Origin of the sequence: Saccharothrix violaceirubra, assembly GCF_014203755.1 — a bacterium.
Taxonomy (GTDB): Bacteria; Actinomycetota; Actinomycetes; order Mycobacteriales; family Pseudonocardiaceae; genus Actinosynnema; species Actinosynnema violaceirubrum.
On record NZ_JACHJS010000001.1, the window covers coordinates 6,581,640 to 6,596,044 of the forward strand.

Annotated in this window: 13 protein-coding genes; 7 read left to right on the forward strand and 6 right to left on the reverse strand. The window is 72.0% G+C overall.

Annotated elements, in window-relative coordinates:
- Positions 1–176: 176 nt before the first annotated feature.
- The 4 genes from groL to F4559_RS30430 all read right to left on the reverse strand — a co-directional run bounded on the left by groL (position 177) and on the right by F4559_RS30430 (position 4,237).
- Positions 177–1,799 (reverse strand): chaperonin GroEL, encoded by a 1,623-nt coding sequence (groL, locus tag F4559_RS30415; protein WP_184674536.1) that lies wholly within the window; start codon positions 1,797–1,799, stop codon positions 177–179.
- 223 nt (positions 1,800–2,022) lie between these two features.
- Entirely contained in the window at positions 2,023–3,213 is a 1,191-nt protein-coding gene (locus F4559_RS30420; protein ID WP_184674537.1) for a serine/threonine-protein kinase, read from the reverse strand.
- A 93-nt stretch (positions 3,214–3,306) separates the two neighbouring features.
- Positions 3,307–3,513: a cold-shock protein gene (locus tag F4559_RS30425; RefSeq protein WP_033432301.1), complete on the reverse strand. Its 207-nt coding sequence runs from the start codon at positions 3,511–3,513 to the stop codon at positions 3,307–3,309.
- Between the two features lie 79 nt (positions 3,514–3,592).
- Positions 3,593–4,237 carry an AIM24 family protein gene (locus tag F4559_RS30430; RefSeq protein WP_184674538.1) on the reverse strand — a complete coding sequence of 215 codons (645 nt, stop codon included), beginning with the start codon at positions 4,235–4,237 and terminating at the stop codon, positions 3,593–3,595.
- A gap of 73 nt (positions 4,238–4,310) precedes the next feature.
- Here F4559_RS30430 and moeA point away from each other — a divergent pair, with 73 nt between their 5' ends.
- The 5 genes from moeA to F4559_RS34645 all read left to right on the forward strand — a co-directional run bounded on the left by moeA (position 4,311) and on the right by F4559_RS34645 (position 11,532).
- Positions 4,311–5,516, forward strand: a complete 1,206-nt coding sequence (moeA, locus tag F4559_RS30435) for a molybdopterin molybdotransferase MoeA (RefSeq protein WP_184676385.1) — start codon at positions 4,311–4,313, stop codon at positions 5,514–5,516.
- Positions 5,517–5,600: 84 nt separating this feature from the next.
- Positions 5,601–7,064: a M48 family metallopeptidase gene (locus F4559_RS30440; protein WP_184674539.1), complete on the forward strand. Its 1,464-nt coding sequence runs from the start codon at positions 5,601–5,603 to the stop codon at positions 7,062–7,064.
- A gap of 132 nt (positions 7,065–7,196) precedes the next feature.
- The gene (locus F4559_RS30445; protein WP_184674540.1) at positions 7,197–7,907 is read left to right on the forward strand and encodes a phosphatidylserine decarboxylase; all 711 of its coding nucleotides are present in this window, start codon (positions 7,197–7,199) and stop codon (positions 7,905–7,907) included.
- Positions 7,907–8,854, forward strand: a complete 948-nt coding sequence (gene pssA / locus F4559_RS30450) for a CDP-diacylglycerol--serine O-phosphatidyltransferase (RefSeq protein WP_184674541.1) — start codon at positions 7,907–7,909, stop codon at positions 8,852–8,854. The genes F4559_RS30445 and pssA overlap by 1 nt, the downstream gene beginning before the upstream one ends.
- 113 nt (positions 8,855–8,967) lie before the next feature.
- Positions 8,968–11,532 carry an AAA family ATPase gene (locus F4559_RS34645; protein WP_221447424.1) on the forward strand — a complete coding sequence of 855 codons (2,565 nt, stop codon included), beginning with the start codon at positions 8,968–8,970 and terminating at the stop codon, positions 11,530–11,532.
- Positions 11,533–11,626: 94 nt separating this feature from the next.
- On the opposite strand, the gene F4559_RS30465 is transcribed toward F4559_RS34645, so the two are convergent.
- Both F4559_RS30465 and F4559_RS30470 read right to left on the reverse strand, forming a co-directional pair.
- A complete protein-coding gene (locus F4559_RS30465) occupies positions 11,627–12,247 on the reverse strand; it encodes a LytR C-terminal domain-containing protein (protein ID WP_184674542.1) in 621 nt (206 codons plus the stop codon).
- Positions 12,244–12,540, reverse strand: a complete 297-nt coding sequence (locus F4559_RS30470; protein WP_184674543.1) for a DUF3263 domain-containing protein — start codon at positions 12,538–12,540, stop codon at positions 12,244–12,246. The genes F4559_RS30465 and F4559_RS30470 overlap by 4 nt, the downstream gene beginning before the upstream one ends.
- A gap of 112 nt (positions 12,541–12,652) precedes the next feature.
- Between F4559_RS30470 and F4559_RS30475 the strand changes: the two genes are divergently transcribed.
- A complete protein-coding gene (locus F4559_RS30475) occupies positions 12,653–13,237 on the forward strand; it encodes a peptide deformylase (RefSeq protein ID WP_184674544.1) in 585 nt (194 codons plus the stop codon).
- A 29-nt stretch (positions 13,238–13,266) separates the two neighbouring features.
- Positions 13,267–13,860, forward strand: coding sequence for a LysE family translocator (locus tag F4559_RS30480; RefSeq protein WP_184674545.1), 594 nt, complete (start codon positions 13,267–13,269; stop codon positions 13,858–13,860).
- The last annotated feature ends 545 nt before the right edge of the window (positions 13,861–14,405 follow it).

Sequence of the window (14,405 nt, forward strand, 5' to 3'; positions counted from 1 at the left end):
GGCGCCACCGGGTCGGGTCTGCCCGGCTGCCGGAGCCGTGACCGGGTCCTGTGCTCGTGGGGTGTGGCGGCATGGGTCTCGTGTGGTGGGCGGCGGGTTCCGCTTACCGGCAAAGGAAAGGCCCCGGTCCGCCGGACCGGGGCCTTTCCTGGCTTACTGGTGCTGTGCGCGTGGACTCAGAAGTCCATGCCGCCGGCGTCCGGGACGGCCGGGCCGGCCGCGTTCTTCTCCGGCTTGTCGGCGACGACCGCTTCCGTGGTGAGGAAGAGGGCGGCGATCGACGCGGCGTTCTGGAGCGCCGAGCGGGTCACCTTGGTCGGGTCCGGGACACCGGCCGCGAGCAGGTCCTCGTACACGCCGGTGGCGGCGTTGAGGCCGTGGCCGACGGGCAGGCCCTTGACCTTCTCCACCACGACGCCGCCTTCGAGGCCGGCGTTGATGGCGATCTGCTTCAGCGGGGCCTCGACGGCCACCTTGACGATGTTGGCACCGGTGGCCTCGTCGCCCTCGAGCTTCAGGCCCGCGAACGCGGCCTCGGCGGCCTGCAGCAGGGCCACGCCACCACCGGCGACGATGCCCTCCTCGACGGCGGCCTTGGCGTTGCGCACCGCGTCCTCGATGCGGTGCTTGCGCTCCTTCAGCTCGACCTCGGTGGCGGCACCGGCCTTGATGACCGCGACACCGCCGGCGAGCTTGGCCAGGCGCTCCTGGAGCTTCTCGCGGTCGTAGTCCGAGTCCGACTTCTCGATCTCGGCGCGGATCTGGTTGACGCGGCCCTGGATCTGCTCGGCGTCACCCGCACCCTCGACGACCGTGGTCTCGTCCTTGGTCACGACGACCTTGCGGGCCTTGCCCAGCAGCGACAGGTCGGCGTTCTCCAGCTTGAGGCCGACGTCCTCGGTGATGACCTGGCCACCGGTCAGGATCGCGATGTCCTGCAGGATCGCCTTGCGGCGGTCGCCGAAGCCCGGGGCCTTGACGGCGACGGACTTGAAGGTGCCGCGGATCTTGTTCACGACCAGGGTCGCGAGGGCCTCGCCCTCGACGTCCTCGGAGATGATCAGCAGCGGCTTGCCGCCCTGCATGACCTTCTCCAGCAGCGGCAGCAGGTCCTTGACGGACGAGATCTTCGAGCCGTAGAGCAGGATGTACGGGTCCTCGAGGACCGCTTCCTGACGCTCCGGGTCGGTCACGAAGTAACCCGAGATGTAGCCCTTGTCGAAGCGCATACCCTCGGTGAGTTCGAGCTCGAGGCCGAGCGCGTTGCTCTCCTCGACGGTGATGACGCCTTCCTTGCCGACCTTGTCCATGGCCTCGGCGATCAGCTCGCCGATGGTCGAGTCGCCCGCGGAGATGGACGCCGTGGCGGCGATCTGCTCCTTGGTCTCGACCTCCTTGGCGGTCTTCAGGAGCTGCTCGGTCACGGCCTCGACGGCCTGCTCGATGCCGCGCTTGAGGCCCAGCGGGTTGGCGCCGGCGGCCACGTTGCGCAGGCCCTCGCGGACCAGGGCCTGGGCGAGGACGGTCGCGGTGGTGGTGCCGTCACCCGCGACGTCGTCGGTCTTCTTCGCCACTTCCTTGACGAGCTCGGCCCCGATCTTCTCCCACGGGTCCTCGAGCTCGATCTCCTTGGCGATGGAGACGCCGTCGTTGGTGATCGTGGGGGCGCCCCACTTCTTCTCCAGCACGACGTTGCGACCCTTGGGACCAAGGGTCACCTTGACGGCGTCCGCAAGGGTGTTCATGCCGCGCTCAAGACCACGGCGGGCGTCCTCGTCGAACGCGATCATCTTGGCCATTGCGGTGTGTTCCTCCGCCTTGTTAACGACTGGTGGGGCCACTGCGGGCGAGAGTGCCCGCAGCGGAACACGGTGCTTGGCCAGGTGCGGTGCCCGCGACGGACGACCCGATCCCCCGTGGGGACCGCGCCTCACCAACCCAGCCGGCGTACCTGGCACTCGAACGGTCCGAGTGCCAGCACCGTGTTTAGCACTCGTGGGCGTCGAGTGCAAGGAGACCGGGTCACCTGGACGGGCGTACGGGCACGCTCGTGGGCAGGCCGCGGCTGCCGGAGGTGGGCTCGCCCACCTGGATGGACTGGTTCGAGCTCGTACCGCCCGCGGGCCTGGTCGGCTCGCTCTTGGGCGTGAGGATGACCACCAGGATCACCACGAGCGCGATCGCGACCACGCCGACCAGGACCGGCGCCACCCACGTGGGCCGCTGCTTCTTCGTCGACGTGAACGCGCTGACCCCGACCGGCGCGGGCGGGCGCAGCCGAACGGGCTCGGGGAACGACTGGGGCCGGGCCTGCTGCTGGGTGTAGGGCTGCGTCGGCCGGTACTGCGGCGTGGGTTCCACGCGCGCCGGCGCCTGCTGCGGCGCACCGGCCAGCGCGACCCGGGCCGCCTCGACCAGCTCCTGGCACGAGCCGTACCGCCGGGCCGGGTCCTTGGCCGTGCCCTTGCGCAGCACCTCGTCGATCGCCGGCGGCACGGACACGAGCGTGGTCAACGCCGGGATCTCGGCGCCGAGGTGGCCCTGGATGACCTCCTGCACACCGCCCTGGAACGGCGGGCGCCCGGAGAGGCACGCGAACAGCATGCACGCCAACGCGTACTGGTCCGTGCGCCCGTCGAGCGGCTCGCCGCGCAGGTGCTCGGGCGCGGCGTAGGTGGGCGAGCCGAGGAAGTCGCCGGTACGGGTGCGGTGGCCGGTGGCACCGCGCCGGGTCAGGCCGAAGTCGGCGAGGTAGACGTGCTCACGCACCGCCTCCTTCGTCGTGACCAGCACGTTCGCCGGCTTCACGTCGAGGTGCACCAGGCCCTTGCCGTGCAGCATGTCCAGCGCTTCGGCGACCTGGGCGAGCAGGGTGAGGGTCCGCGCGGGCGGCAGCGGCCCGTCCTTGATGTGCGAGGCGAGGTCCTGGCCGTCGACCAGGCGCATCGCGATGTAGAGCAGGCCGTCGACCTCGTCGAAGTCGTACAGCGGGACGATGTTCGCGTGGTCGATCGCCGAGGTGTTGCGGGCCTCGTCGACGAACCGCTCGCGGAATTCGGCGTCGGCGGTGAGGTGTTCCCCGATGACCTTCAGGGCCACCTTGCGACCGAGTCTGACGTCCGTGGCCCGGTAGGTCACGCTCATGCCGCCGCGGCCCAGCACACCGTCGATCCGGTAGTGGCCGAGCCGTCGCCCGCTCAGGTCTTCCGACACGCCGGGCAGCCTAACGTCCGCGTCGGCCCGTCTGCGGCGGGTTCTCGGCAAACACCGGCCCGGCCCGTCGGGCTGCGACGGGCCGGGCGGAGGTCACGATGCCTTCCGGACGTCCGAAGCCTGGCTCCGGCCGTCCCTACCGGCCTGGATCTCGAACTCGACGCGATCGCCTTCGGCCAGGGTGCGGAAACCCTCCATCTGGATCGCCGAGTAGTGCACGAAGACATCCGGCCCGCCGTCGGCGGCGATGAAGCCGTACCCCTTCTCCGAGTTGAACCACTTGACCGTGCCGACAGCCAAGATGTCCTCCTTCGAGAAATACCTGAGCAAACCGCCACGCTAGAGGTACGAGGGGGTTCGCCGATACCTCCTTATGGAGTCATGAGCGCGGGCTGAATCCGTTGTCCCGCAACCAACTGACCAAACCCCGCGTACTGCGGGTCCGGGTCAGGACAAGGCCGGGTCCGGCGAAGTCGAGGACCAGCCCCTCGCCATTCCGCACCGATTGGGACGCGCCCGGTGAAACGGCCCGCAACCGGCACTGGACGGTGTCGGCGAACGCCACCGCGTGACCGCTGTCGACGGTCACGAGTTCACCCGGTTCCAACGTCACGAGATCGAGGACGCCGTAGCAGGCGAGCACGACCTGACCGGTGCCGAACAGGTAGTGCAGGAATCCGCTGTCGCCGCCGTGCAGCGCGCGCAACGGCGGCGCGGCCTGGTCGGCGGTGACGGTCGCGGACGACGCGAGCCAGCCGTCCTTGGCCACACACCAGCCCGTGGTGCCGTCGAGTTCCATCACGTGCAGGTCGCCGGGCAGCGCGGGCGCGACGTCCACCCAGCCGCCCTCGGGTCCGGCGGTGCACGTCGACGCGTGCAGGCCGGGGACCTTGGCCCGGGGTTCATGGCGCACCCCGTAGCTGGTCGCGACGACCGAGGACCGCTCGACCAGCACCGGTTCCCCCGGTGCGAGCACGAGCCTGGCCACGCCGAACGTCGGTGTGTGCCGCGTGCGGACCTGCACCGCCCCTCCCTCGCCGATACGCGCCGGACCGACCAGCCGGTCGGTCGGGGCAGTGTGGCACGGGCGCGCGATGATGGGAGCCGTGTCGAAGCCGCTGACCCGAGTCGCCGATCACAAAGCCGACCTGGCGGGCCTGGTCGGGCTCACGCCGGTGGTCGACCTGCCGCTCGCCGACTGCACCGGACTGGTCCTGGCACGCGACCTGGTCGCGCCGATCGCGTTGCCGCCGTTCGACAACTCGGCCATGGACGGGTACGCGGTGCGCGCCGCGGACGTGGCCGTGACACCGGTCGTGCTGCCGGTCGCGGAGGACGTCCCGGCGGGTCGGGGCGACCTGGTCCCGCTGGTGCCGGGCACCGCGCACCGGATCATGACGGGCGCGCCGGTGCCGCCCGGCGCGGACGCGGTCGTGCAGGTGGAGTGGACCGACGGCGGCACGGCGACCGTGCGGATCGACCGGTCGGTGGTCGCGGGCGCGAACGTGCGTTCGGCGGGCGACGACGTGGCGCCGGGGACGACCGTGCTGACCGCGGGCACGGTGCTGACCGCGCCCCGGCTGGGTCTGGCCGCCGCGCTGGGTTCCGCGACGCTGCCGGTGCGCCGGCCCGCACGGGTGCTCGTCCTGTCGACCGGGTCCGAGCTGGTCGAACCGGGTCGGGAGCTGACGCCGGGGACGATCTACGAGTCCAACGGCGTGATGCTCGCGGCGGCGGTGCGCGAGGCGGGCGCGCACGCCGAGCTGCTGCGGTTCGTGCCGGACGACGCGGACGCGTTCCACGCGGCGATCGCGGACCGGCTCGGCTCGGTGGACCTGCTGCTGACCTCGGGCGGGGTGAGCGCGGGCGCGTACGAGGTGGTCAAGGACGCGTTCACCGGTCGCGGCGTGGAGTTCCGGCGGGTGGCGATGCAGCCGGGCGGGCCCCAGGGCATCGGGCGCTACCAGGGCGTTCCCGTCGCGGCGCTGCCCGGCAACCCGGTGAGCGCGCACGTGTCGTTCGAGGTGTTCGTGCGGCCGGCCCTGCGCGCGGCGATGGGGTTCGCGGACGTGGAGCGGCCGACGACGACCGCCGCGCTGAGCGCGGCGCTGACATCGCCGGAAGGCCGGACGCAATTCCGGCGCGGCGCGTACGAACCGGAGTCGGGCCGGGTCGTCACGCCGGTCGGCGGACCCGGTTCGCACCTTTTGTCCGCCTTGGCGATCAGTGATTGCCTGATCGAGATCCCGGCCGATGTGACGGAACTCCCGGCCGGTGCGGAAGTCGTGCTCAGATTCCTCTAGGACGTGACACCCGGTCGCATTAAGCTCCCCGGTCCAGCCGGTCGAAGTCCAGGGGGGCCGGCCTACCCACCGGGGAATATCGTCATGCGTGCCGTACTGGCCGTAGTCATGCTTGTCGGCTTTTTCGTCCTTGCGTTCGGGATGACGTTCGGCCTCGGCGCGGCCGTCGTGATCGCGTTCACCACCGGCCACTCCGGAGTCGGCGTGGCCAAGGCCGGAATCCTCGCGCTCGTCGTCGCGTTCGCGGTCGGCGGCGCGCTGTGGAAAGCGCTCAGGACCAAGGACGAGGCGGAAGGCGCTCCGCTGACCCGCGAGGAGCAGCCCCGGCTGTGGGCCGCGGTCGACGAACTCGCGGCCGTCGCCGGCACCCGCCCGCCCGACGACGTCCGCCTCGTGCCGTCGGTCAACGCGGCGGTGTGGGAGAAGACGTCGTTCCTGGGCCTCAAGCCGGGACCGCGCCACCTCATGATCGGCCTGCCGCTGCTCGCCGGGCTGTCCGTCGGCGAGATCCGTTCGGTGCTCGCGCACGAACTCGGCCACTACGGCGGCGGGCACACCCGGTTGTCCGCGTTGACCTACCGGGCCAAGAACGCGCTCGCGGCGACCGTGGAGAACCTCGACGGCAACCTCCTGCGCTACCCGCTGTACTGGTACGCGCAGCTCTACGCGATCGTCGCAGCGTCGGCGACCCGGCGGCAGGAACTGGAGGCCGACCGCGCGTCCGTGGTCGCGGCCGGACGCGAGACCGCGCAGTCGGCGTTGCGCAAGGTGCTGTCGCTGGACGTCGCGTGGAACGTCTACCACGAGAACTACGTGTCACTGTCCCTGGCCGCCGAGCGGACGCCCCGGGTGATGGTCGGCTTCCGCGCGTTCCTCGGCGACCCGACCCGGCAGGAACAGCTCGCCGAAGTCCAGGACCGGTTGGTCGACGAGGAGTCGTCGTCGGTGTTCGACAGCCACCCGCCGATCCGCGTGCGGATCAAGGCCATGGACGCGCTGCCGGCGGCGGACGTGCCGCGCGACGACCGGCCCGGCTGGACGCTGGTCGACGGCATCGAGGAGATGGAGAAGGGCCTGATCCGCGACGACCTCGGCCCGGTCGCCGACTGGCCCGAACTCGTCGAACGCGCCGGTGCCGCGCAGATCTCGCACTACGCGAACATCCTCGCCGAAGCCGGTCGGGCGAGCGGGATCGCGCCGCACGGCACGTCCGACGAGATCATCGCGTCGCTGGCCCGCGGCGAGGCGCTGGAGGCGTTGCGGCCACACGTCGTCGACCCGGCCCTGACCGGGAACGAGATGGTCACCGCGCTGCTGGAGGTCGTGCGCGAACTGCTCGCCGCGCTCGTGGTCGACGAACTCGTCCGGGCGGGACGTGCCAGGTTCGCGGTGAACTGGGGCCGGGAGTGGGACGTCGTGGTCGACGGCCGGGCGGTCGACGTGCCCGCGCTGGTCGCGCCCGTGGTGGTCGACCCGCGCGAGGCCGGCGACGTCGCCGAACGGATCTTGGCCCTGCGCGGCGGCTCCGACCTCCGTCACTCCATGTGACTTGGATTACACTCACCGGTGCCCGTCGGTACCGGGCCGCGCGCTCGTCGGGGGATGCGCGGACCGGACCCGACGGGCGCCGTCGGTGCCGGCGTAGCGTGTGGCCTTTCCCAGCCCTCCAACGGAAGAGCCATGAGCGCCGAACGCGACCAGCACAGTGGTGCCGTCTCCCACCTCATCGACCTGGCCAAGGGCATCGTCCCGCCGATGAACCCCGCGGGCCGTCCGTTCGTCCTCGGCGCGGCCGTCGCGTCCCTGCTGCTGCGCCGGTTCTCGCGCCGGGCGGGCGTGGTCGGCTTCGTGCTGACGGCGTGGGTCGCGTGGTTCTTCCGCGAGCCCAAGCGCGTGACGCCGACCGACCCCCGCCTCGCGATCGCCGCGGCGGACGGGACCGTGTCGCACGTCGTCGAGGCCGTGCCGCCGGCCGAACTGGGCCTCGGCGACGAGCCGATGACCCGGATCAGCGTGTTCCTGTCGGTGTTCGACGTGCACGTGCAGCGCGTGCCGGTGTCGGGCGTCGTGCGCGCGGTGGCGTACCGGCCGGGCAAGTTCCTGTCCGCAGACCTGGACAAGGCCAGCGAGGACAACGAGCGCAACGCCGTGTGGCTGCGCACCCACGACGGCCACGACGTGGTCGTCGTGCAGATCGCGGGCCTGGTCGCGCGGCGGATCGTGTGCCACGTCGGCGAAGGCGAGAAGGTCGACGCGGGCTCCACGTACGGCCTGATCCGGTTCGGCTCGCGCGTCGACCTGTACGTGCCGCTCGGCAGCGAGGTCCGCGTCGAAGCGGGCCAGCGGACCATCGGCGGTGAGACCGTCCTCGCGGTCCTCCCGGTGATCTGATGGCACCGAGCGGACCGGGCATCCGGCTGCTGCCCAACGCGATCACCGTCCTGGCGATGTGCGCGGGCCTGTCGTCGGTGTACTTCGCGAGCATCGGCATGTGGGCCGCGTCGATCGCCTCGATCGGCGCGGCGGCCGTGCTCGACGGGTTGGACGGCCGGCTGGCCCGGCTGCTCGACGCGACCAGCAAGATGGGCGCGGAGCTGGACTCGTTGGCCGACGCCGTGTCGTTCGGCGTCGCACCGGCCCTGGTCGTGTACCTGTGGCGGTTCGAGTCGGCGGGCCTGGGCGACCGCACCGGGTGGGTCGTGTGCCTGATCTTCGCGGTGTGCATGGTGTTGCGGCTGGCGCGCTTCAACACGCTGCTGGACGTGGAGCAGCCGCCGTTCGCCAAGGAGTTCTTCGTCGGCGTGCCGGCGCCGGCGGGCGGGTTGCTGTTGCTGCTGCCGTTGATCGTGGACGAGCAGCTGCGCCGGTCCGGTTGGTGGTCGCAGCCGTGGGTCGTCGCGGTGTGGACCGTGGCGATCGCTTTCCTGCTGGTGAGCCGGATTCCGACGTTGTCGGTGAAGACGGTGAAGGTGCCGCAGCGCTTCATCGTGCCGCTGTTGCTGTTCATCGCCCTGCTCGCCGCGGCCGTGGTGACGTACCCGCTGGTGGCGTTGATCTCCGCGATGCTGCTGTACCTGGGGCACCTGCCGTACTCGGTGCGCCGGTACCGGTGGCTGGCCCGGCACCCGGAGGCGTGGGAGGTGCCGGCGGCGGACCGGCGGGCGATCAAGCGTGCGCACGGCGTGGCGGCCCGGCGGTTGGGGTTGCGCCAGCCGTTGGGTGGGCGCGTGGCGGGTGCGGCGATGCGCGCGGTGCGCCGGCCGCGGCGCAGTTCGGAGCCGGGCGAGGGCAAGCGCCGGGGTTGGCGCACGCTCGGCCTGCGCCGCCAACGCCCCTGAGGTCATTTCGGCGGTAGGGTGGCCGGCGGACCGCCGGCCACCCTTGGCCACACTTTCGAGTGAAAGCGGCCCCGGACATGTCCGTAATCGGCCTCGAACTTCCTCGGTAAGAGATGTCGAAGGCCCGCGAGCCACCCCGCACTAGTCTCGACACCGTGATCACCCTGACCACCCGCCTGTCCCCCTCGGCCTTGGACACCCGCCGCGGCGTGGTCCGCCTCCACCCGGAGGTGCTGGACGCCCTGGGCCTGCGCGCCTGGGACGCCGTCCGCCTGACCGGTGCCAGGGTGAGCGCGGCCCTGGCCGCCGCCGGCGACGGCCCGCCGGGCGTGGTCCTGGTCGACGACGTGACCCTGTCCAACCTGGGCATCGTCGAGGGCTCGGAGGTCGTGGTCGCCCCGACCGTCGTGACCGCCGCCCGCGCCGTGACGGTCGCCGGCTCCCGCCTCGCCGCGACGTCCCTCACGCCGGAAACCCTGCGCATGGCGCTGACCGGCAAGGTGCTGACGGTCGGCGACGCGGTCTCCCTCCTGCCCCAGGACCTGGCCCCGCCGCCGGGTGCCGACGTGGGTGCGACCCGCAGCCGGTTGTCGAACGCGATCGGCATGACGTGGACGAACGAGCTGGTCACGATCACCGCCGTCGACCCCGCCGGCCCCGTCGCCGTCCAGCCGTCCACGGTCGTCGGCTGGCGCGACGGCCCCCGCACCGGCGCCGGCCCCGTGTCCACCCCCGCCCCCGGCGGGGTCCTGGGGCCGGTGCGCGGCCGGGGTGACGGCGCGCTCGGGTCGGGCCTCGCCGCGTTGGGCTCGGGCGGGCCGGGCCCGATCGCGCTGGGCTCGGCCGGGTCGGGCTCGGCCGGGTCGGGCTCGGCCGGGTCGGGCTCGGCCGGGTCGGGCTCGGCCGGGTCGGGCCGAGGTGGACTGGGCGCGGGCGGGTCCGGTGCGGACGGGTCCGGTGCATCGGGGGGCGGCGCGGCCGGGTTCGGCGGCGCGCGTGACGGCTTGGGGCAGGGAAGCCTCGGGCAAGATGGGGTGGCCGGCGTCGCGGGAGCCGACGGTGGGCGTTTTGCCCGAAATGCCGGTTTTGTTGGAAATGCGGACTCCGGTGTGGTCGAGCCGGGAGTCGGGGACCTGGTCGGGCAGCGGGACGCGATCCGGCGACTCGGCGAGTGGTTCGACCTCTCGTTCACCCACCCCGAACTGCTCGCCCGGCTCGGCGCGGCGCCCGGCATCGCGGCCCTGGTCAGCGGACCCGAGGGCGTCGGCAAGGCGACCCTCGTCCGGGCCGTCGCCCGCGAGGCCGGCGCGGCGGTCGTCGAAGTCGCGTCACCGGGGATCGCGGTCCTGGAAGCCAACGCCACGGCCGCGCGCCTGGCCGAGGCGATCGACGCCGCCCACGCCGTCGGCGGCCCCGTGGTGCTGCTGCTGACCGACGTCGAGGCACTCCTCCCCGCCGCCTCCCCTCCCCCGGTCGCGACGATCGTCCTCGACGCGTTGCGCACGGCGGTGTCGGCGTCGTGCGCACTGGTCGTCACGAGCGCCCATCCCGAGTCGATCGACCCCCGGTTGAGGGTCCCCGATCTGGTCGACCGCGAGATCGTGCTGCCACTGCCCGACGGCGCGCAGCGCACGGAACTCCTGCGCGTGCTGTTCCGCGACGTGCCGATCGACTCCGAAGTGGACTTCGGCGCCATCGCCGACCGGACGCCCGGCTTCGTGGCCGCCGACCTCATCGCGTTGCGCCGCGAGTCCGCCGTGCAAGCGGCTTTGCGACAGCGGAAAGCCGAAGAACCCCAAGTGGCACAAGAGGATCTCCTCGGTGCGCTCGACACGGTCCGCCCCATCTCGATGTCCACTTCGGACACCCTGCGCACGGGCGGTCTCACGCTCGACGACGTCGGCGACATGGTCGAGGTCAAGCAGGCCCTCACCGAGGCCGCGCTGTGGCCGTTGCAGTACCCGGATTCGTTCGCACGACTGGGTGTCGCACCGCCGCGCGGTCTGCTCATGTACGGCCCGCCGGGCTGCGGCAAGACGTTCCTCGTGCGCGCGCTGGCCGGGTCGGGTCGGCTGAACGTGCTGTCGGTCAAGGGCGCCGAGCTGATGGACAAGTTCGTGGGCGAGTCGGAACGGGCCGTGCGCGAGCTGTTCCGCCGGGCCGCCGAGGCCGCGCCCGCGCTGGTGTTCCTCGACGAGGTGGACGCGCTGGCTCCCCGCCGGGGTCAGTCGTCGGACTCGGGCGTGGCGGACCGGGTGGTCGCCGCGCTGCTCACCGAGTTGGACGGGGTCGAGCCGTTGCGGGACGTCGTGGTCCTCGGTGCCACGAACCGGCCCGAGTTGGTCGATCCCGCGCTGTTGCGCCCCGGCCGGCTGGAGCGGCTCGTGTACGTGCCGCCGCCGGACGCCGACGCGCGCACGGCGATCCTGCGTGCCGCGGCGCGCAACACCCCGTTGGCGGACGTGGATCTCGGTGCCCTGGCCGCCGACCTGGACGGCTACTCGGCGGCGGACTGCGCGGCGCTCATCCGGGAGGCTGCGTTGACCGCGATGCGGGAGTCGTTGGAGGCGACGGTCGTGACGGCCGATCACCTGGCGGCGGCACGGGCGGTGGTGCGGCCGTCGTTGGACCCGGCGCAGCTCGCGTCGTTGGCCGCCTATGCGGAGTCACGACGCTGAGATCACGCGTTCGGGCACCGACCCGGTGCCCGAACGCACAGTTCACGGTGTCCGAACGCACGACTCGCGGTGTCCGAACGTATGACTCGCGCGGTCACTTCTTGGCGCCGGTCGTGCCCTTGTAGTCGTTGGTGACGATCACGATGATCCCGGCGTGGGCGCCGACGATGCCCTCGAAACGGGGTTCGGCGCGGGCGTGGAGGACCTCGGCCAGCTGTCGTGCGGACGCTTCCTCGTCGGTGCCGGGCCGGAAGTACACGGTGGTCGTCGGGATCTGCCCCTGGGAGTAGTTGGCCGTGTCGGCGACCTCCCAGCCGGCCCGCTTGACGTCCTCGGCGGCACGGGCGCCGAGACCGACGATCGTGCTGTTGTTGTACACGCGCACGAGCGGCTTCGCGGACGCCTGACCCGACGTCGTCGGCGCGGCGGAAGTCGGCGCGGCGGAAGTGGCCGCCGGCGGCGCGGACGAGGGAACGGCGGAGGTGGTCGTGCGCGGCGCCGGAACGGCGGTCGTCACAGGTGGTGCGGCGGTCGTGGCCGAGGAAGTGGATTCCGCCGTCGACGCGGCACGGCTCTGGCCGGCGACCGTCGAGTCGTCGGAGTCCACGAACAGGCTCGCCACCCCGATCACCAGGGCGACGGCGGCCACACCGAGCAGCACGATTCCCGCGGCCCGCGCCGGGTGCGCGGAGCCGGTCGGTTCGGGGTTGGTCATCGGTTCTCTACACCCAGCCGCTTCGCCGCTCGTGCCCGCTGCCGCCCCGACCTCGACCGGCGCAGTCTCTTCACCAGCATGGGATCGGCGGCCAGCGCCGCCTCTTTGTCGATCAACGCGTTGAGCAGCTGGTAGTACCTGGTGCCGGACATGTCGAACAGTTCCCTGATCGCCTGTTCCTTGGCACCCGCGTACTTCCACCACTGGCGTTCGAAAGCGAGGATCTCCCGCTCCCGGTCGGTCAACCCGTCGTCCGGCTTCTCCGCCGGCGCCAGTGCCTCTGCGGCGTCCATCTGGCTCCTCAGCCGTCTCCCGTGCGTGGGTGCCATTACATCATGTGATCTTCGCCGGGGCCGGTTCCTCGCCCGGCGCGTCACCCGGAGGTCGGCCGATAGGCTGGCCGGCATGGCCGTTCACCCGATCGTCATCGCCGGCGAGCCCGTGCTGCACCGTCCGACTCGTCCGGTCGAGGTGTTCGACGACGCGTTGCGCACGTTGATCCAGGACATGTTCGAGACGATGAAGGCGGCGAACGGCGTCGGCCTGGCGGCCAACCAGATCGGCCTCGACCACCGGGTGTTCGTCTACGACTGCCCGGACGACGACGGCAACCGGTTCCGGGGCGTGGTGGTGAACCCGGTGCTGGAGACGTCGGAGATCCCGCAGGGCATGCCGGACCCGGACGACGACTTCGAGGGCTGCCTGTCGGCGCCGGGCGAGTCGTACCCGACGGGTCGCGCCTCGTGGGCGAAGGTGACCGGGTTCGACGGCCACGGCGAGCCGGTGTCGGTGGAGGGCACGGGCTTCTTCGCCCGGTGCCTCCAGCACGAGACCGACCACCTGGACGGCTTCCTCTACCTGGACCGGCTGGTCGGCCGGCACAAGCGGGCGGCGAAGAAGATGCTGCGGGCGAACGGCTGGGGCGTGCCGGGGCTGACGTGGGACCCGGCGGTGTCCGAGGACCCGTTCGCGGACGACGAGGACGAATAACCGCTGGACGTCGGGGTGACGATGGCGGCATGTGGAGCAACCTCGCCGCCTTCGTCGGTGCGTCCTTCCTGATCGCGTTGTCGCCGGGTCCGGGTACGGCGATGGTGCTGCGACAGTCGGTGCGCGGACGGGCGAGCGCGTTGGCGACCGTGGCCGGGATGGAGATCGGGGTCGCCCTGTGGGCGGTCGCGGCGGCCCTGGGCCTGTCGGTGTTGCTGACCGCGTCCGAGATCGCCTACCACGGGCTGCGGATCGCGGGCGCGCTGTTCCTGGTCTACCTGGGTGTGAAGGCGTTCCGGAACGCGGGTGCCGAGCTGCCCGAGCCGCCGGCCGGGCACGCGTTCCGGTCGGGGCTGGTGGTGAACCTGGCGAACCCGAAGCTGGGTGTGTTCGCGATCTCGTTCCTGCCGCAGTTCGTGCCGACCGGGTCGGGCACGGCGACGCTACTGCTGTTCGCCCTGGTGTGGGTGGCCGTCGACACCGGCTGGTACCTGGTCGTCGTCACGGTGCTCGACCGCCTGCGGGGCCTGCTGTCGCGGCAGGGTGTCCGCCGGGCGCTCGAACGGCTTTCGGGTGGCGTGCTGGTCGCGCTGGGTGTCCGCCTGGTGCTCGACGGGCGCTGACCTGCGCCAGGGCAGTTCGGGGAACGCGACCAGGTCGTCGTAGGAGGTGACGGCGGCGAGGTCGGCGTAGCCGCCGGCGAGGACCTGGGCGCGCAGTCGGCGCACGTCGCCGGTCGCGGGCAGGCGGCCGTCGAGCAGGAACGGCAGGAGCAGCCGCCACGTGTCGACGATGGCCGTGCGGTGCCGGTGGGGTGCGCGCAGCACGACGCGGGCGACGCGCAGCCGGTGGTCGAGGGCGCTCATCTCCTTCGGGAAGCCGGTGTGGTCCCAGTGCCGGCGGCGTTCGTCGGCCACGGCGCAGCGCACGCAGTCGACGGGTCCGGTGCCGAGTTCCTCGCCGCAGTGGGAGCAGAGGGTGAGCGTCATCGCCCAGTCGATGCACGTCCACGGGTGAGCGCCGGTGTCGTCGGCGAGGACGAGTTCGGCGAGTTCGCGTTCGCCGGCGCCGCCTTCGGTGAGCTGTTCGGCGGCCAGGAGTTCCTGCCAGTCGACGAGTCGGTGCTGGTCGACGAGTTCGGCGCAGAAACGGCACGCCGGATAGCCGC